Here is a 16989-nt window from a genome sequence, read left to right as displayed (position 1 = left end):
AAAATCAGCTATAAATAGGCACGCATCCTATCCAGCATAAAATATACCCCATTATATCACACTTCAAAAAAATCATTCCGTATTCCTGCATTTTTTGGTATAATAAAGGGTACGTTTACATGCAAGAATGAAAAGGAGGGCACTAATATGAAACAGATTTTTCTATCAACGATGACTGATTTAGAAGAAATCCAAACCTTTGAACCAGGCGCTTGGATCAACTTGGTCAACCCCTCCCAGAGTGAGTCCATGGAAGTGTCCGAGCATTACAAGATTGATATCGCCGATCTGAGGGCACCGCTCGATGCAGAAGAAACTTCTCGTATCACGGTCGAAGATGACTACACCTTGATTGTCGTCGACGTTCCCATCTTGGAAGAGCGGAATAACAAGACCTACTATATCACCATTCCGCTTGGTATTATCCTGACAGATGACGCCATTATCACGACCTGTTTAGAGCCACTGCCGCTCTTTGATCAATTTATCCACAGACGCCTGCGCAACTTCTTTACCTTTATGAAGTCACGCTTCGTTTTCCAAATTCTCTATCGAAATGCCCAGCTCTACCTGTCTGCCCTGCGGACCATTGACCGAAAGAGTGAGGAAATCGAGAAACAGCTCCACGAAGCCACTCGAAATGAAGAACTGATTGTCCTCATGGAATTGGAAAAAACTATCGTCTACTTCAAGGCCTCTCTCAAAACCAATGAACGCCTGGTCAAAAAACTGGCCAGCTCCACCCGCCTCCTCCGCAAATACGAGGAGGATGAGGACTTGCTGGAAGATACCCTGGTCGAAACCCAACAGGCTATTGAGATGGCGGACATCTATGGTTCTATCCTGAACTCCATGACCCATGCCTTTGCCTCAATCATTTCCAACAACCAGAATACCATTATGAAAACCCTGGCCCTCATGACCATCGTCATGTCCATACCGACCATGGTCTTCTCGGCTTACGGCATGAACTTCAAGGACAATATTATTCCCTTCAATGATATTCCCCATGCCTTCTGGTGGATTATCTTGTTTGCCTTTGCTATCAGTTTATCACTAACCTTCTATTTCATAAGAAAGAAATGGTTCTAATCCAAGGAGATTGCTATGTCATTTACAGAATTTAAAGAATTAACCAAGAAAAACCAGGAATTTATCCACATTGCTACCAACCAATTGATCAAGGATGGCAAGACGGATGCCGAAATCAAGGGGCTTTTGGAAGAAATCCTGCCGACCATCATCGAAAAGCAAAAAACAGGCCAAACTGCCCGTAGTCTTTTTGGTGCACCTAGTGAATGGGCCGCAAGCAAGTCTGCTGCTCCCAGCCAAGAAAAGCAAGAAACGGTCGAATACAATGAAAATCCATGGCTCATGTGGCTGGACTCTAGTCTCTTTATGTTGGCCATCATTGCCGGTATCAATGGTCTGATGAATCTCTTTAATCAAGGCGCTCAGTATGGTTTGGTGACCCTGCTGGTTATCGGATTCGGTGTGGGTGCAGGTATGTACTTCATGTACCACTTTGTTTACAGAGAGCAAGCTAAAACCGGTAAACGACCAAATCTACTCAAGGCCATTCTGTTCCTGGGTGTGGCAACTTTGGCCTGGTCTGCAGTCTTCTTCCTGGCTGCCCTAGTTCCAGCCAACCTCAACCCAATTCCTCATCCAATTCTCACTATCTTAATCTGTGCTATTGCCTTCGGAATCCGCTATCTCTTGAAAAAGAAATACAATATCCGCAACGCCATGCAGCCTGTGCAATAATCATTCAATTCCATTTCAACTGTTGCAAACTTGCAAGCGACGCGTTGTAGCCGTCATAGAAAGTGCTCGGGTTATCCGATCCACCTACGATATAATCTACACTCCATTTCGGTGTGATACGAAATATATTTTATACATCCCAGCTGTTGGCTTCCAAAGCTGGGATGTAACATCTGTTCATTCATTTTATGTAACACGAAGGTTGGCCACCTGGACGAGCATAACTACCTGCTCCAAGCAACGACAGCCAAGCTGATGAAGACTCCATTAACTCAGTTTGTCGAAGGGATCTTTGCCAACATCGTGGTCAACATCGCTGTCTTCATTTCTATGCGGATGAAGGACGACGCTGGACGCGTAATCTCCCTCATTTTTATCATCTTCATCTTTGCTTTCTTGGGCTTTGAGCACGTGATTGCCAACTTCTCAACCTTCTCTCTTGCTTTCTTTGCAAATGGCGGAGCTGTCGAGGGAATGACGGTGATGAGCGTATTGATCAACTTCCTCTTCTCAGGTCTTGGAAACTTCGTCGGCGGTGGTATCCTGATTGGCTTCCTTTACAGCTGGCTCAGCAATAAATCAAAACTCTATGTGGACTAAACCACAAAATGGACTGGAATGCCAGTCCTATTTTTTTTTTGAAAAAATTTCTCTCAAATGACTTGACAATTTATTTTAGTGGGTGTATATTTTATATATAGAGAATTTTGATATATACAAAAATCAGTATATAGCAAATATCAACTTAAAAGGCGATCATCATCGAAAGGAGTGAGCCGCATGCATTTTCCCGTACCTGCAGTGCTGACGGAATTTCTCATTATGGCCATTTTAGAATCCAATGATTCCTACGGCTATGAGATCTGTCAGACCATCAAGCTGATTTCCAACATAAAGGAATCCGCTCTCTATCCCATTCTGAAACGCTTGGAACAACAGGATCTCTTGACCACCTATTCTCAGGAATTTCAAGGACGGATGAGGAAATATTATAGTTTAACCCAGCTAGGCCATGAAGAATTGGTCCAACTGAAAGAAGATTGGGATATCTATACGACTACTATCAACGGCATCATAGAAGGGAGTGTCCGCCATGACAAGAACTGAGTACATGGAGCAACTTGAAAAACATTTGAAAAAGTTGCCCCACAAGGAATACTTGGAAGCCAAAAACTTTTTTGAAGAATACTTTGACGAGGCAGGTCCTGAACGTGAAGCCGATATCATGGAAGAGTTGGGGTCTCCTAAGGAAGCAGCCAATGAACTGATCAACAACATGCTCAACCGTCAATTAGAAGATACAGCTCCAACACAAGATGTGACCAGTCCACAAGACAAGCGTTTCTTGCTTACCCTAGCTTTTTTGAGCGCTGCCCTTCTCATTTCTACCTTCTTCCTCTTTGTTGAACCACTGCTTGGAATCATGGGGATCTTCCTGGTCACTATCAGCGCAGCTTTTTACATCGGTAAAAACTTAGAGCAATTGAAACATACACGGAAAACAGTTTGGTTGGCCAGTCTTGCTCTGATTACCCTTCCGATCACTATCCCTCTTCTTCTCTTGATGATCGGGGCCTTGTTGGGCTTGATATTAATAATTGTCGCCTTCATCATTGGTGCATTTGGTTTAGGAGTCGGCTTGATGGTTACTGGTGGTTCCTTGATTTGGGAAGGATTTACCTTGCTATCAAAAGGATTCAATGTCTTCATCATGGGTTTTGGTGCTGGCATATCCTTGTTTGGTGCGGCAATCCTACTCTACCTTTTGACCGGATTTTTCACCTATTGGGCATGGCGCTTGGTCAAAACCTTCTTCCAATGGATCTTGAAACGAGGTAAACGAGCATGAAAAAGAAACTTACGATCGCCCTCATCACGGGCTTTGTCAGCTTGATTTCTGGCTTGATTCTGGTTGGAATTGGATTTTTCTCTGGGGGTCTCAACCGCCTGGAAGAAATCGCAAAGCCAAATCAGGTTCAAACATCCTATACTTCCCTATCAGAAATCCAGATTAAAGATCTTCCACATTCAGTTACGATCAAGGAATCAACCGATGGACTCTTCCATGTGTCCTATGCCAACTCAAAAAATAACACCCACAACACAGTTGAAGTCACTGAGAAAAATGGCATCCTGGCTCTCAGCTCAAAAAATCCCCAACTGTCCATTCAAGGTATCATGCAGGTTCTCGGGGAAAGATTAGCCGATGACACTATTGACATCTACTCTGTTACCATTGAAGTTCCAACAGGTAAGCAACTGGACAGACTCATCAGTAACAATACCTATAATAGCTACTTCGATAGTCTCTACATTGAAAATGTCCATATCAAGGAAATGACCGTCGAGCAGGGCCGGATGCTCTATCTCAACAATGTCCAATTGGATTCAGGTACTGTAAGTAGTTACTATACAAATATCAGTAAATCAACGATTAAAAATACCACTATCTCTGCACAAGGTGACAATATCCATTTCTATCAGACCCAGCTCGAAAATGTTTCTGTTGAAAACTATGGCCAACTGGATTTGATTGAAGGAACTCTCCTAGGAGACAACAAATTCCTCCCACACGAAGACCGAGCTTATACCGTGACCAATATCGATTTGACTGACCAATCATTAGCAGACATCAACCTCCAGATTCAAAATAAGCTTGACTTGAGAAGTCTAGGCGAATTTATGGGCTACTACTACGAGTCAGATGAAGAGTGGGAAACTGCCCAAAGCGAATCAAGTCTGATTGACGAAAGTCAGTTGAATGACATTGGTATTTTTACAAGAGACCAGTATGAAAAACTAGAGGTCAAGGAAACAGAAGATGGTTTTAGTCTGACTGTTGAAAAAAAAGAAAGCAAAAACAAATTAACCGTTGAAGCAACCAACGCGACTATCAACCTCCGTGATCCAAAATAAATGACCGAACAGATAACAAAGACCAACTTAGGATTCCTAAGTTGGTCTTTTCGTTCTATTGTAGGCAGACTTACTTGCTCGTTAAGCCTTTCTTCAAGCTTCTCCAAAAGCCGATATCATCGGTCTGTAAAATCAAGCCTGCATAGGATTTGCCTATAAAGACGATTGCGCCAATCGTGGTCGCTGCGAGAATGAAGAAAGATAGCCAGGTCTCCCAATTACTTGCCCAGCCATTTATCTGGCGAATCGGCATAAAGAAGGAGGATAAAAATGGGATAAACGATCCGATTTTCACCACCATATGTTCTTGTGCTTGTTGCCCAAAGGTCATGGCCCCTAAAAAGCCGATGATAATCGGATAGATAACCGGTTGCACAGCCTTGTTGACATCTTCTGGCCTCACCACAAGAGAACCACACAAGGAAGCCAGGGTTACTCCTAGGAGCAGACCGAAAATAGCAAAGAGAATCATGGTCCAGTCCAAGTTGTCTAAAACAGCTTGCACCAAGACCTGGTTTGACTCAAAGATTTCCTTGGTCAATTCCAATTGTCCTGCTAGGTGATAGGCCAAGATGCCACCTACAAGATAGACACCCAAATGGGTCGCAATGACGAGGAAGATGCCAAAGATGCGACCATAGAAATAGGTCCAGGCTGGAACACTAGAGAAAATCACTTCCATGATTTTCGTTCCCTTTTCACTGGCTACCTCCTGGGCAGTTGTAGAAGCATAAACAATAGTCATGATGTACATGAGGAAAATCAAGCCAAAGAAGGTAATCATCTGTCCAATTTTTTCCAGCCCCTCTTGGTCACCAACTTCCTCCACATAGGAAGGCTGGATGGCTAGAAATTCAAGCTGAGTTGGTGTCAATTGAGCATTTGCTTCATTGAGCTGCTGCTGCAAGCTCTCTAGAATAGACTGGAAGGTTTGCTGAACGGATTGAGAAGGGACCTCATTTCCATGATAGGTCGCCTGGTACTGCTGGTCCACTACTGCGACCTTGATATAGCCTTCCAACTCTTCTTCTGAAAGCTGCTGCTTGGCCTCTTCTTCTGTCACAAGAACCAAGTCTAAGTCAAGTGTCGCAAAGGCCATTTGGGCCATAAAGTCCTCACTTACGAGACCAATTTTTTCCGACCCAGCATCCATGCTAGAGCTTGTTAGATAGCCTGTTCCCAAAGATATGCCGAGAAAGAGGAAAGGGGATAGGACCATAAAAACAAAGGACCAGGATTTGACCTGCCGTAGGTAGGTCTCTTTTGCGACTAGGATAAAAGATTTCATTCTGCCACCCCCGATTTGATTTTAAAGATTTCATCAATGGTTGGCGCCTGCTGGTCAAAGGTTGCCAGATAGTGACCACCACTGATCAACTGGAAGAGCTCTGGACCTGCTGCTTCATCGTCTAGGACAAGGCGCCATTTATCGTGATTGGTCATTTGAACAGAGAGGACATGGGGCAGGCCTTCTAGCTGCTCTCTCGGAATATCCGAGGAAACAAAGAGGCGGGTCCGACCAAACTGCCGACGAATATCCTGAATGCCTCCATTCAAGACCAGCTGCCCATCTTGGATCATCAAGAGTTGGTCACAGAGTTCCTCCACATTGGTCATAACATGATCTGAAAAGATGATGGTTGCCCCGCGCTCCTTTTCCTCTAAAATCACACGTTTTAGGAGGGCGGTGTTGACAGGGTCCAACCCAGAAAAGGGCTCATCCAAAATAATCAGGTCTGGTTCATGGAGCAAAGTTACAATCAACTGAATCTTTTGCTGGTTTCCTTTGGATAGGCTTTTAATCTTGTCTGTCACCTTGCCCTTGACTTCCAACTTTTCCATCCAAAACGGTAGTTTTTCAGCCACTTCCTTGCTGGCCATCCCCTTAAGGCTAGCCAAATACCTGACCTGTTCAAAAACAGAAAGCTTGGGCATGAGGCTCCGCTCTTCTGGTAGATAGCCGATTTTTGAAAACAAGTCTGGCGTGACAGCCTGCTGGTCAAGGGCAATCTCTCCCTCGTAGCTGACAAATCCTAGTAAGGAATGGAAGAAAGTAGTTTTTCCTGCACCATTTTTCCCTACCAAACCACAGATGATTCCAGATGGAATAGTAAAGGAAATGTCCTTCAAGACTTCCTTGGTCCCGTAACTTTTACATAAGCGACGAACTTCTAACATCTCAACCTCCTTAGAATTGATTGCTTTTATTGTACACCTTTTTCTTGGTATTGTAAATAATGCATGGAAAAAATGATAAAAAATAACAGAACAGAAATCTTCTCTGCTTTTTTCAGAAAATCCTTCGCTATTTTCTTATATTTTCATCATCACAGGCGAATAAATCGTGATATAATGATTACGCAAACGTTTTCTCAAGGAGATCATTATGATAGAAGCGCAGCATTTATCCAAAACCTACTACGTGGTCGATAAGGAGGTGGGGCTAAAAGGCTCAATTAAGGCCTTCTTCAAGCCCAAGAAAAAAACCATTCAGGCGGTGCAGGACATCTCCCTGTCCATTCAGAAGGGAGAGATTGTCGGCTATATCGGATCCAACGGGTCCGGCAAGTCAACTACGATTAAAATGTTGACGGGGGTGCTACACGCCGATGAGGGCACGGTCACCATTAACGGCCTGGTTCCCAAGGATAATCGCAAAGCGGTCAACAAGCAGATCGGTGTCCTTTTTGGGCAGAAATCACATCTGGATTGGAACCTGCCTGTGCAGGAGTCCTTTATTCTCCATGCCAAAATCTATGATGTACCTGAGGCGGTTTTTCAGGAACGACTGGCACGCTTGATTGACTTGCTGGATTTGGCAGACATTATGAAGCAGTCCATCCGCAATCTGTCTCTGGGACAGCGGGTCCGCTGTGAATTTGCGGCTATTTTTCTCCACCAGCCTTCTGTGGTCTTTCTGGACGAGCCAACCATCGGCCTGGACGCTAGTGTCAAGGAGACCATTCGTTCTTTTATTCGCTACATGAATGAAGAGCACGGCACGACTTTCTTGATTACTTCCCACGATATGAAGGACATTGAAACCCTCTGCGAGCGGATTTTCATCATCGATAAGGGAAAAAAAGTCTACGACGGCTCACTCAGTCAGCTCAAGGAGCGATTTTCTCAAATCAAAACCATTAGTTTTTCTACCGAGCATCCGCTGACCAAAGATATTCAGGCGACTGGTCTGGAATTTGACCGCAAGGATGATTACCACTTCGACATTCACTATCAGGCTAACCAATGGACCAGTGCCCAGGTCATCACCTTGGTCTTTGAGCAGATCGAGGTCGATGATGTGACCATGAAGGAGCTGGAAATTGAGTCCATTGTCCGTCAGATTTACGAGGAGGGCATTCATGCATAAGTACCTCTACATGACACGGCTGACTATGATGACAGCCCTGCAGTACAAGGCCTTTTTCCTGGCTTCTTTCGTATCTGTGCTAGCACGGATTTTGGTGTCTCTCTTTGTCTGGAAGACTATTTTCTTCACACAGCCTGAGGTCAATGGTTACACCCTCCAGACCTTCACCACCTATATCATCTTCGCTAGCCTTCTGGCAAGCCTCAACTCCTTTTCAATCGGTGAAGACCTGTCCCACTCGATTTTGCAAGGGCAGATTGCTGGGGAATTTTTGCGGCCCTACTCTTTTATCCTCTCCCTCTTCTTCAAGGATTTAGGGACAAAATTGATTGAACTCTTCAAGTTTTTGGTGGTCTTTTTCATCATCCTCTTGGTGCAGAGTGATTTTTACCTACCAGATGGAAAGACTATATTAGTCTTTCTCCTATCTGCTATCTTGGGAATGTTTATTGTGCAATTCTTAGACTTGGCTTTTGGTTTTGCGACTTTCTTTACGGTCAATGCTTGGGGAGTCATGCTGCTACGCATGGGACTCTTCAACCTGTCATCCGGAGCCCTCTTACCGCTAAGCTTTTACCCTGAAAAAGTCGAAAAAGTCTTGAGTTTCATGCCCTATAACTATGCAATCAATGTGCCTATTTCTATTCTCTTAGGCAGAGAAACTGACCTGTCCTTGCTGGGCTTGCAGTTGCTCTGGTTGCCTGTCCTTGCTGGCTTTATCGCGGCTCTATGGTCCCAAGCCAAGCGAAAAATTGTCATTTTTGGAGGCTAGGATGAAAAAGTATATAGGTCTTTATTTGTACAATGTCAAGGTCTTCATGATGGCCCAGATGTCTTTTCGGGTAGATTTTTTCATCGGTCTGGTCTCATCTTTGGTGGAGCAGGTGGTCTATTTGATTTTCCTCAATGTCCTTTTTAGTAATATCAAGGAGATTGCAGGCTTTAACTACGGGCAGATGCTGTTTATCTATGGAATGGCAACGGTGGGGCGGTCGGTCCACTTGATTTTCTTTGATAATCTGTGGATGTTCGGTAGCCGCTACATTCGTCGGGGGGAGTTTGAACGCCTCTTGCTCTTGCCGGTCAATCCGCTCTTTCAGCTGGTCTGCGAACGAATTCAGCCTCAGGGCATCGGTACGACGATGATTGGTGGCGTGGCTCTCTGGCAGTCTTCGCAGATTTTGGGCTTGGAATGGTCTGTCTGGAAGATTCTCCTGTTGGTTTTTATTGCCATTTGCATCGGTCTGCTCTATGCGGCAATTCAGCTGGGACCAACAGCTCTTGCCTTTTGGATCGTGGAATCCTTCCCTCTCACCATGGGGATTTTCGCACTCAACCAAATGGCCCAATACCCGCTCAATATCTATCCAAAAGTCATTCAATTCCTACTGATTTTTGTCTTTCCCTATGCCTTTACCGCCTACTTCCCAGCCCTCTACTTCCTGGACCTCTCCATGTGGGGCCTCGCACTCCCCCTCGTTGTTGCCATCATCTTTACGATTAACTATAAACTCTTCCGCTATGGTATGACCAAGTTTACGAGTGTTGGTGGTTGACGGAGCCCGGGGAGATGCTCCATCAAGTTGGAGATAGAGGCGACCAGAGTCGGCTGTCATTAACAAGTCTACGGATAGACTTGCTCAAGTTGGAGATAAAAGCTAGCGACAGCTAGCCACAGAATGAAGACAAACATCTCGATTGATGTTTGTCTTTTTCTGTTTATTGGTCTGATAGTCGGTCTTTTTGCCAGAATCGTGGCTATTTGTACAATATAAAAAGGCTTCCCTGCCCTCATTTTTACCAATTTCTTGAGATTTAAACACGCCAAAGTCAGTCCAACCTTATCTTCCATTTTGGACTTGCCTTTCTCTCTTGTATAACGAAGATTGTGGTACTCGTTGGCTGTCCCAAAGAGGCGTTCAATCTCCTCACTGCGCAATTGTGCTTCTCAAGTTTAACGAGCACAAGTAAAAACGACCTATCAGTGTTGAACCTATCTAGTTTCTAGGGGGCTAGCTAAATAGGGCTTTGAAGCTCCTAATTCGCTCTCATATTTTCAAGCTCATGAAAAAATGGTCCACTCTGTCATTGCGCTTTACACATTTCTAGAGCGCAAGAAAAAATGACCCGTTGGGGTCATTTTTTTAATCTTCGTTTACGAATGGTAGCAATGCCATAACGCGAGCACGTTTGATAGCTGTTGTTACTTTACGTTGGTTTTTAGCTGAAGTTCCAGTTACACGACGTGGAAGGATTTTTCCACGTTCAGAAATGAAACGGCTAAGAAGCTCAGTATCTTTGTAATCAACATATTCAATTTTGTTAGCTGCGATATAGTCAACTTTTTTACGGCGTTTGAAACCGCCACGACGTTGTTGAGCCATGTGTTTTCTCCTTTATATATTTAGTATCGACCTAAAATGGTAGGTCATCGTCTGAAATATCCATTGGGTTTGATGCACCAAATGGACTTTCTTCTCGAGCGAAGTTCGGTGTAGATTGTGCAGGTGCTTGATAAGGTGAATTGTAATCATTGCCACCAGCAAATGAATTACCAGCAGAATATCCGCCACCTTGACCTTCACGGGCAGTACGGCTTTCCAAGAGTTGGAAACTTTCAGCAACTACCTCAGTTACATAAACGCGTTGCCCTTGCTGATTGTCGTAACTACGGGTCTGAATGCGACCAGTCACGCCAATGAGAGCACCTTTCTTAGCCCAATTCGCCAAATTTTCAGCTTGTTGACGCCAGATAACTACGTTGATAAAGTCCGCTTCACGCTCGCCATTTTGATTTTTAAAATTACGGTTAACTGCAAGTGTAAAAGTCGCAACAGCTTGGTTTGACGGAGTGTAACGAAGTTCTGCATCGCGGGTCATACGACCAACCAATACTACATTATTTATCATATAAAACCTTCTTACGCGTCAAGTTTCACAATCATGTGACGAAGAATGTCGCCGTTGATTTTTGACAAACGGTCAAACTCTTTAAGAGCTTCGTCGTTAGTCGCTTCAACGTTAACGATGTGGTACAAACCTTCACGGAAATCTTGGATTTCGTAGGCAAGGCGACGTTTTTCCCATGCTTTTGATTCAACGATTGTTGCACCGTTGTCAGTCAAAATAGAGTCAAAGCGTGCTACCAAAGCGTTTTTAGCTTCTTCTTCAATGTTTGGACGAATAATATAAAGAATTTCGTATTTAGCCATTGATATGTTCCTCCTTTTGGTCTAATGCCCCCAGGTCCTAGCCTGTGGGAAGTGAGGGATACTCACAAGAAACTATTATATCATATTTGGACCAAATAGCAAGAAAAACATCCACAAAATACACAAGAAAAGAACAGTCAGACTGCTCTTCTCATGGATTATTCTACACTAAATAGATATGGATAGACTGGTTGGTTTCCTTGATGGATTTCAACCTCTACATCTTCAAATTTCTCTTCCAATTGATCAGCAAGGGCTTGTGCTGTATCCTCGTCACCATCCTCACCAATATAGATAGTCACGATTTCACTATCTTCATCCAACATTTTATCAAAGGTAGCAACAAGCGTCTCCATCATATCTGGATTAGAAACCACAATCTTGCCATCAACCATACCCAAGTTATCATTTTCATGAATTTCCAGACCATCGATAGTTGTGTCACGGACTGCAGTTGTCACGCTACCACTTTTCACTTCTGCAAGTGATGCCGTCATCGCTTTAAAGTTGCTGTCCAAATCACGACTTGGATCAAAGGCAAGCAAGCTAGTGAAGCCTTGTGGTAGAGTCTTGGTTTCTACCACCTTAACCGCCACTTCAGCAACTTCTGCTGCAGTCTGAGCCGCCATCAAGATGTTCTTGTTGTTTGGCAACAAGATGACATTGCGAGCATTGACCAATTCAATAGCATTGACAAAATCCTCTGTTGAAGGGTTCATGGTCTGACCACCTGAAATCACATAATCAACGCCTTGTGATTTGAAGATCTCTGTCAATCCTTCTCCAGCTGCAACAGCGATAATGCCGTATTCTTTTTGCTCAGCTGGTTTTTGGTAGGCTTCTTCTTTTTCAACTTGCGCTTCATGTTGTTCACGCATATTGTCTACTTTTACCTTGACTAAGCTACCATATTGGAGACCTGCTTGCATAACCAAGCCTGGATCTTCTGTATGGACGTGAACTTTTACAATTTCATCATCATTGACTACAAGGAGTGAATCTCCTAGGTCGTTGAGGTAGTTACGGAATTCTTCATAATCAAAGTCTTTCACATAAGTAGGACCTTGGCGAAGGGCAACCATGATTTCCGTACAGTAACCAAAGGTAATGTCCTCAGTCGCTACATGACCAGCAACTGACTTGTGGTGTTCTGCATTAATCATTTCTGTCATGACTGCTGGAGTTGCTTCAAAATCCTCAGAAGCAATGTATTCACCAGTCAAAGCTGACAAGAAACCTTCGTAGATATAAACAAGACCTTGACCACCAGAGTCAACAACCCCAACTTCTTTCAAGACTGGAAGCATATCAGGTGTTTTCTTGAGGGCACGGTTGGCACCTTCAAGAGTTGCACGCATGACTTCAATGGCATCATCTGTTTCTTCTGCTTTTTTTAGGGCAGCCGTCGCTGCACCACGAGAAACGGTCAAAATGGTACCCTCAACTGGCTTCATAACGGCCTTATAAGCCACTTCTACACCATGTTGGAAGGCCTGTGCCAAATCCTTACCATCTAATTCAACCTTGCCTTTAACAGACTGGCCAAAACCGCGGAACAATTGTGACGTAATAACGCCAGAGTTTCCGCGAGCACCCATGAGTAAACCTTTTGATAAGATTTGAGCGACTTCACCAACTGTATTTGCTGGCTTATCCGCAACTTCTTTGGCTCCATTGGTAATGGTCATACCCATATTGGTACCAGTATCCCCATCTGGAACAGGGAAAACATTAAGTGAGTTGACGTATTCAGCTTGTTTATTCAGACGAGTTGATGCTGCCTGCACCATTTCTTGAAATAAACTAGTAGTAATTTTAGACACAATTATTCTCCTACGACTTTAATATTTTGGATGAAAACATTAACGGCATCCACAGAGATACCCAATTGATTTTCCAAGTTGAACTTGACACGTTCTTGGATATTGCGAGATACTTCACTGATTTTTACACCGTAGCTCATAACAGTGTAGACATCAACTGCAATACGACCATCTTCCAAGGTCTTGATGACAACGCCCTTGGCATAGTTTTCCTTTCTCAAAAGAGCCTGGAAATTGTCTTTGATGGCGGATTTGCTAGCCATGCCGACCACACCAAAAATCTCGGTCGTAGCTCCACCGACAACTGTGGCAATCACGTCGTCAGTCAATTCAATTTGGCCGTCTTTTGTATTGATTTTAACAGTCATATTACTTTACCTCAAATAGTTTTATCACTCCATTTTACCATACTTTAGCCATTCTGTAAAAAACAAGCTTGTGACAGCAGACGGAAGACTAGGTTTCTTTGGCAAAAAAAATAACCCAAAAGGGTCATTTCTTAAACGCGTTCTACTTTACCTGATTTAAGGGCACGAGCTGAAGCCCAAACTTTTTTAGGTTTACCGTCAATCAAAACAGTAACTTTTTGAAGGTTTGGTTTAACTGCGCGTTTAGTTTGGTTCATTGCGTGTGAACGGTTGTTACCTGATACAGTCTTACGACCAGTGAAATAACATACTTTAGCCATTGTATCTTCCTCCTCATTTGATCAAATATATCGGATGTGCTAGCACCACATACCATACTATTCTAACAGAAAAGAATGAAGTTGGCAAGGAATATTTTTATTTTTTTCTTTCGACAGTTCTCCAAGAATATTGAAGCCTGTCTATCAGACAGAATTGACATTTGACCAAGCTTGTTTCAAATCTTCTAAGGACAAGCCATTGAAAAAACGGATTTCCTTGTTCGCAATCAGAGATTGCTTCACAGAATAGGACTGTTTGAAACAGTAGATTAGATAAAACTCAAAAAACCAACCTTGCGGTTGGTTTAGATAGCATTACTTATATAACATTAAGCTTTGTTCGCTGAACCAAATACGTCGATTCGCTCTTCAACAGATGCTTGGATAGCTTTTACGCCGTCAGCCAAGAATTTACGTGGGTCAAAGAGTTTTTTCTTGTCGTATTCTGCTTCGTTTGCTTCATAAGCTGCTGCAAACTTACGAGTTGCGTTTGCAAATGCGATTTGACACTCAGTGTTAACGTTAACTTTAGCAACACCCAATTTGATTGCTTCTTGGATTTGTGCATCTGGAATACCAGAACCACCGTGCAATACGATTGGGAAACCAGGTACAGCTTCAGTCAATTTACGCAAGTGGTCAAGGTCAAGACCTTCCCAGTTTTCTGGGTATGGACCGTGGATGTTACCGATACCAGCTGCCAAGAAGTCAATACCAGTTGCAACCATTGCTACTGCATCTTCGATTGGAGCCAATTCACCAGTACCAACGATACCGTCTTCTTCACCACCGATAGTACCAACTTCAGCCTCAACTGAGATACCTTTAGCGTGAGCCAATTCTACAACTTCTTTTGCTTTTGCAAGGTTTTCTTCTACTGGAAGGTGTGAACCGTCAAACATGATAGAAGTGTAACCAACTTCGATACACTCAAGTGCATCTTCGTAGTGACCGTGGTCAAGGTGAATAGCAACTGGAACTGTGATGTTCATTGACTCGATCAAGTTTGCGATCAAGTTGCGAGCTACTTTGTAACCACCCATGTACTTAGCTGCACCCATAGAAGTTTGGATAAGAACTGGAGCTTGTTTTGCTTCTGCTGCACGCAAGATAGCTTGAGTCCACTCAAGGTTGTTTGTGTTAAATCCACCAACTGCATAACCGTTGTCACGCGCTGCTTGGACAAATTTTTCTGCTGAAACTAATGGCATTTCGATAGCCTCCTAATATATTTTGAGGTAGCACCTCATACTTCTCTATTCTACCACTTTTATTTTGAAAATGCTAGCTGAAACTGTATCCGTATGAGAAAATTTTCACATAACTTTCAGACATAAAAAAAGACTGGTTAAACCAGTCTGAAAGTCCTATGCGGAGAGAGGGACTTGAACCCTCACGACCTAAAGCGGTCACAGGATCCTTAATCCTGCGCGTCTGCCAATTCCGCCATCCCCGCTGAACACTAGATAAGTATATCACGGGGTAATACCCTTGTCAACACTTTTTTGAAAAAAAGTTCATATTTATTACTTTCTTCTCTCCAGCACCACTATCTGATCATAGTCTGCCTCATGATATGAACGATGACTAATATGAATGACCGTTGTCCTCTCCAAGTCAAGCAGGGCTTGTTCCACCATGGCAAAGGTCCGATCATCTAAACCTGAAAGGGATTCATCTAGGAGCAAGACAGGTTTGTGGAGCAAGAGGGTCCGCACCAAGGCCAAGCGTTGTTGTTGCCCACCTGAAAGAGTTGATTCTGCATCAAATAGCTCACTTTCCAACTGCTGACGACTTGCAAAACGTTGTCCCAAGCCTACCAACTGCAACCAAGTAAGAACCTCCAACTCGTCAATATCCCTTCCCAAACTGATATTCTCCCAGATGCTGGCATGAAAAAGTTTCACTTTTTGTGGCAGAAAGGCAAGATAAGATTGAGCCACCTCTTCTCCCAATTCCTTCAAAGGCTGCCCATTCAGATAGACTCCTTCATCACCCTGCCCCATCTGTCCCATCAGGAGGTAGGCTAAGGTCGATTTACCTACGCCGCTCTCTCCCTGAATCAGATACTTCTTCCCAGGCTCAAAGTTTAGACTCAACTCCGAAAACAGGGGAGTTCCTTCTATAGAAAAAGAAAGATTGCGCACCTGAAGAGAGGTGAAGGGGTGTTTGGTTTTTTGGGAAAAAGGCAGAGCTGGTTCCTGTTTTAAGAGCTGCTCACGTAGATTGCGAACAGAAGCCATATCCGCAATAGACGATGCAATTAAGCTAATCGGCATGGTCAATTCTAAAGAAATACTATAAATTGCCACCAAGGCTCCTACTGTCATTTGCCCTGCCAAAATCCTTTGACCTCCCAAACAGAGAATCAGAACCGTCAATAGATAGAAGAACAAACCAGATAAGACATTCAACAAGGCTGACAGAAAAGCCTTCCGGTCTTCCAGTTGATAGATTCGTTTGTATTGATCATTTGTCTTGTCAGAAAAATACTGGCTACGATCGGCATTTTTGATAATGACTAGACCTGAAAGGAGGTCATTGAGTAGAATCTGATAGGCAGCCTTCTCCTGAGAGATGGCCTCCTGAACCCTTTGCCTACTATTTTGAAAAAGGTAGGGAAGCCCAATCGGCACCAAGGTCAAAAGCAGGATTGCTATGGATACCTGACTATCCAAGCCAAAGAGAGCCAGACAGGCAAACAAGAAGGACACCACTCCTTGATAGAGGGAAAACAGGGTATCATAGTAGAGTTCCTTGACCATCTCGCTATCATTATGAATAGCCGAAACTCGTGCCGCTACTTCTGATTGCTTGAGCAAGCTCGGCCCCTGCAAAAAACGATTGACTAGAGTAGCCTGAATCTTGTAGCCAATCCTATTCAAAAACCGCTGATTGCAGACTTGACGAACAAACTCTGCCACCAGCATCAAGCATAAAATCGCAAGCAACTGCCAAATCTGTACCATAAAACCAGCCCTATCCCCACTAGTTAAACTATCGGTTATTCCTGCTATCTGGTAGTTAAAGAGCACGTTTAATCCTGCTACCAAGCTAATCGCCACCAATGTCGCGATAAAATGAAGGTTCCTCACTTCTTCTCCCTCCTTTTCCTAGATCACTCATTACACATATTAAAAAACTAACAGAATCCACCAATTCGTCAAGCCTTGCTCAAAAAAATTGAGCACCCTTAGGATACTCAACTCAAAT

The 16989-nt window shown here is 43.6% G+C and carries 18 protein-coding genes, 1 tRNA gene and 2 pseudogenes; 9 read left to right on the top strand and 12 right to left on the bottom strand.

Annotated features, from left to right (window positions below):
* Nucleotides 1-147: 147 nt before the first annotated feature.
* From ACVC7T_RS03160 to ACVC7T_RS03135, 6 genes and pseudogenes are all read left to right on the top strand, one after another.
* The gene (locus ACVC7T_RS03160) at nt 148-1092 is read left to right on the top strand and encodes a magnesium transporter CorA family protein (protein ID WP_105111505.1); all 945 of its coding nucleotides are present in this window, start codon (nt 148-150) and stop codon (nt 1090-1092) included.
* Between the two features lie 15 nt (nt 1093-1107).
* Complete coding sequence (locus tag ACVC7T_RS03155; RefSeq protein ID WP_105111504.1) at nt 1108-1767, top strand: DUF1129 domain-containing protein; 660 nt, start codon at nt 1108-1110, stop codon at nt 1765-1767.
* Nucleotides 1768-1926: 159 nt separating this feature from the next.
* Nucleotides 1927-2367, top strand: a pseudogene (locus tag ACVC7T_RS03150) (formate/nitrite transporter family protein); the annotation flags it as partial.
* 180 nt (nt 2368-2547) lie between these two features.
* A complete protein-coding gene (locus ACVC7T_RS03145; RefSeq protein ID WP_105111503.1) occupies nt 2548-2874 on the top strand; it encodes a PadR family transcriptional regulator in 327 nt (108 codons plus the stop codon).
* Complete coding sequence (locus ACVC7T_RS03140) at nt 2861-3616, top strand: DUF1700 domain-containing protein (RefSeq protein WP_105122496.1); 756 nt, start codon at nt 2861-2863, stop codon at nt 3614-3616. Before ACVC7T_RS03145 ends, ACVC7T_RS03140 begins: the two co-directional genes overlap by 14 nt.
* Nucleotides 3613-4683: a DUF4097 family beta strand repeat-containing protein gene (locus tag ACVC7T_RS03135; RefSeq protein ID WP_105122495.1), complete on the top strand. Its 1071-nt coding sequence runs from the start codon at nt 3613-3615 to the stop codon at nt 4681-4683. Before ACVC7T_RS03140 ends, ACVC7T_RS03135 begins: the two co-directional genes overlap by 4 nt.
* Nucleotides 4684-4753: 70 nt before the next feature.
* Here ACVC7T_RS03135 and ACVC7T_RS03130 read toward each other — a convergent pair whose 3' ends face one another.
* Both ACVC7T_RS03130 and ACVC7T_RS03125 read right to left on the bottom strand, forming a co-directional pair.
* On the bottom strand, nt 4754-5971 hold the full coding sequence (locus tag ACVC7T_RS03130; protein WP_105122494.1) for an ABC transporter permease: 1218 nt from the start codon (nt 5969-5971) through the stop codon (nt 4754-4756).
* A complete protein-coding gene (locus tag ACVC7T_RS03125; protein WP_394731628.1) occupies nt 5968-6861 on the bottom strand; it encodes an ABC transporter ATP-binding protein in 894 nt (297 codons plus the stop codon). Before ACVC7T_RS03125 ends, ACVC7T_RS03130 begins: the two co-directional genes overlap by 4 nt.
* A gap of 208 nt (nt 6862-7069) precedes the next feature.
* Here ACVC7T_RS03125 and ACVC7T_RS03120 point away from each other — a divergent pair, with 208 nt between their 5' ends.
* From ACVC7T_RS03120 to ACVC7T_RS03110, 3 genes are read left to right on the top strand one after another with little or no spacing between them, the layout of a single operon-like run.
* Nucleotides 7070-8053 carry an ABC transporter ATP-binding protein gene (locus ACVC7T_RS03120; RefSeq protein WP_105122492.1) on the top strand — a complete coding sequence of 328 codons (984 nt, stop codon included), beginning with the start codon at nt 7070-7072 and terminating at the stop codon, nt 8051-8053.
* Nucleotides 8046-8825: an ABC transporter permease gene (locus tag ACVC7T_RS03115; protein ID WP_105122491.1), complete on the top strand. Its 780-nt coding sequence runs from the start codon at nt 8046-8048 to the stop codon at nt 8823-8825. Before ACVC7T_RS03120 ends, ACVC7T_RS03115 begins: the two co-directional genes overlap by 8 nt.
* A gap of 1 nt (nt 8826) precedes the next feature.
* The gene (locus ACVC7T_RS03110; RefSeq protein ID WP_105122490.1) at nt 8827-9609 is read left to right on the top strand and encodes an ABC transporter permease; all 783 of its coding nucleotides are present in this window, start codon (nt 8827-8829) and stop codon (nt 9607-9609) included.
* Nucleotides 9610-9677: 68 nt separating this feature from the next.
* Here the strand turns inward: ACVC7T_RS03110 and ACVC7T_RS03105 are convergent.
* From ACVC7T_RS03105 to ACVC7T_RS03060, 10 genes and pseudogenes are all read right to left on the bottom strand, one after another.
* Nucleotides 9678-9995, bottom strand: a pseudogene (locus ACVC7T_RS03105) (transposase); the annotation flags it as partial.
* A gap of 202 nt (nt 9996-10197) precedes the next feature.
* Nucleotides 10198-10437 carry a 30S ribosomal protein S18 gene (rpsR, locus tag ACVC7T_RS03100; protein WP_002939250.1) on the bottom strand — a complete coding sequence of 80 codons (240 nt, stop codon included), beginning with the start codon at nt 10435-10437 and terminating at the stop codon, nt 10198-10200.
* A gap of 31 nt (nt 10438-10468) precedes the next feature.
* Nucleotides 10469-10963: a single-stranded DNA-binding protein gene (locus ACVC7T_RS03095; protein WP_002942409.1), complete on the bottom strand. Its 495-nt coding sequence runs from the start codon at nt 10961-10963 to the stop codon at nt 10469-10471.
* A gap of 11 nt (nt 10964-10974) precedes the next feature.
* On the bottom strand, nt 10975-11265 hold the full coding sequence (rpsF, locus tag ACVC7T_RS03090; RefSeq protein WP_105111495.1) for a 30S ribosomal protein S6: 291 nt from the start codon (nt 11263-11265) through the stop codon (nt 10975-10977).
* 158 nt (nt 11266-11423) lie between these two features.
* On the bottom strand, nt 11424-13088 hold the full coding sequence (locus ACVC7T_RS03085) for a DAK2 domain-containing protein (RefSeq protein ID WP_394731627.1): 1665 nt from the start codon (nt 13086-13088) through the stop codon (nt 11424-11426).
* Nucleotides 13089-13090: 2 nt separating this feature from the next.
* Entirely contained in the window at nt 13091-13456 is a 366-nt protein-coding gene (locus tag ACVC7T_RS03080) for an Asp23/Gls24 family envelope stress response protein (RefSeq protein WP_105111305.1), read from the bottom strand.
* A 131-nt stretch (nt 13457-13587) separates the two neighbouring features.
* Nucleotides 13588-13776, bottom strand: a complete 189-nt coding sequence (gene rpmB / locus ACVC7T_RS03075) for a 50S ribosomal protein L28 (RefSeq protein ID WP_001140948.1) — start codon at nt 13774-13776, stop codon at nt 13588-13590.
* A 329-nt stretch (nt 13777-14105) separates the two neighbouring features.
* On the bottom strand, nt 14106-14987 hold the full coding sequence (locus ACVC7T_RS03070; protein ID WP_105111306.1) for a class II fructose-bisphosphate aldolase: 882 nt from the start codon (nt 14985-14987) through the stop codon (nt 14106-14108).
* A gap of 159 nt (nt 14988-15146) precedes the next feature.
* A tRNA-Leu gene (locus tag ACVC7T_RS03065) sits at nt 15147-15232 on the bottom strand.
* A gap of 70 nt (nt 15233-15302) precedes the next feature.
* On the bottom strand, nt 15303-16871 hold the full coding sequence (locus tag ACVC7T_RS03060) for an ATP-binding cassette domain-containing protein (protein ID WP_447262449.1): 1569 nt from the start codon (nt 16869-16871) through the stop codon (nt 15303-15305).
* Nucleotides 16872-16989: the final 118 nt, after the last annotated feature.

This window comes from Streptococcus sp. P25B114 (assembly GCF_053010325.1).
Note: the sequence above shows the minus strand (reverse complement) of the source record. Positions and strands in the feature narration are given on the sequence as shown.

Bases quoted from the DNA above. Each gene is read 5' to 3' on its own strand.
- ACVC7T_RS03110 (WP_105122490.1), top strand. From the start codon at position 8,827: ATGAAAAAGTATATAGGTCTTTATTTGTACAATGTCAAGGTCTTCATG.
- ACVC7T_RS03070 (WP_105111306.1), bottom strand. From the start codon at position 14,987: ATGCCATTAGTTTCAGCAGAAAAATTTGTCCAAGCAGCGCGTGACAAC.
- ACVC7T_RS03095 (WP_002942409.1), bottom strand. From the start codon at position 10,963: ATGATAAATAATGTAGTATTGGTTGGTCGTATGACCCGCGATGCAGAA.
- ACVC7T_RS03080 (WP_105111305.1), bottom strand. From the start codon at position 13,456: ATGACTGTTAAAATCAATACAAAAGACGGCCAAATTGAATTGACTGAC.
- ACVC7T_RS03155 (WP_105111504.1), top strand. From the start codon at position 1,108: ATGTCATTTACAGAATTTAAAGAATTAACCAAGAAAAACCAGGAATTT.
- ACVC7T_RS03130 (WP_105122494.1), bottom strand. From the start codon at position 5,971: ATGAAATCTTTTATCCTAGTCGCAAAAGAGACCTACCTACGGCAGGTC.
- rpmB (WP_001140948.1), bottom strand. From the start codon at position 13,776: ATGGCTAAAGTATGTTATTTCACTGGTCGTAAGACTGTATCAGGTAAC.
- ACVC7T_RS03140 (WP_105122496.1), top strand. From the start codon at position 2,861: ATGACAAGAACTGAGTACATGGAGCAACTTGAAAAACATTTGAAAAAG.
- ACVC7T_RS03125 (WP_394731628.1), bottom strand. From the start codon at position 6,861: ATGTTAGAAGTTCGTCGCTTATGTAAAAGTTACGGGACCAAGGAAGTC.
- ACVC7T_RS03135 (WP_105122495.1), top strand. From the start codon at position 3,613: ATGAAAAAGAAACTTACGATCGCCCTCATCACGGGCTTTGTCAGCTTG.
- ACVC7T_RS03120 (WP_105122492.1), top strand. From the start codon at position 7,070: ATGATAGAAGCGCAGCATTTATCCAAAACCTACTACGTGGTCGATAAG.
- rpsR (WP_002939250.1), bottom strand. From the start codon at position 10,437: ATGGCTCAACAACGTCGTGGCGGTTTCAAACGCCGTAAAAAAGTTGAC.
- rpsF (WP_105111495.1), bottom strand. From the start codon at position 11,265: ATGGCTAAATACGAAATTCTTTATATTATTCGTCCAAACATTGAAGAA.
- ACVC7T_RS03145 (WP_105111503.1), top strand. From the start codon at position 2,548: ATGCATTTTCCCGTACCTGCAGTGCTGACGGAATTTCTCATTATGGCC.
- ACVC7T_RS03160 (WP_105111505.1), top strand. From the start codon at position 148: ATGAAACAGATTTTTCTATCAACGATGACTGATTTAGAAGAAATCCAA.
- ACVC7T_RS03115 (WP_105122491.1), top strand. From the start codon at position 8,046: ATGCATAAGTACCTCTACATGACACGGCTGACTATGATGACAGCCCTG.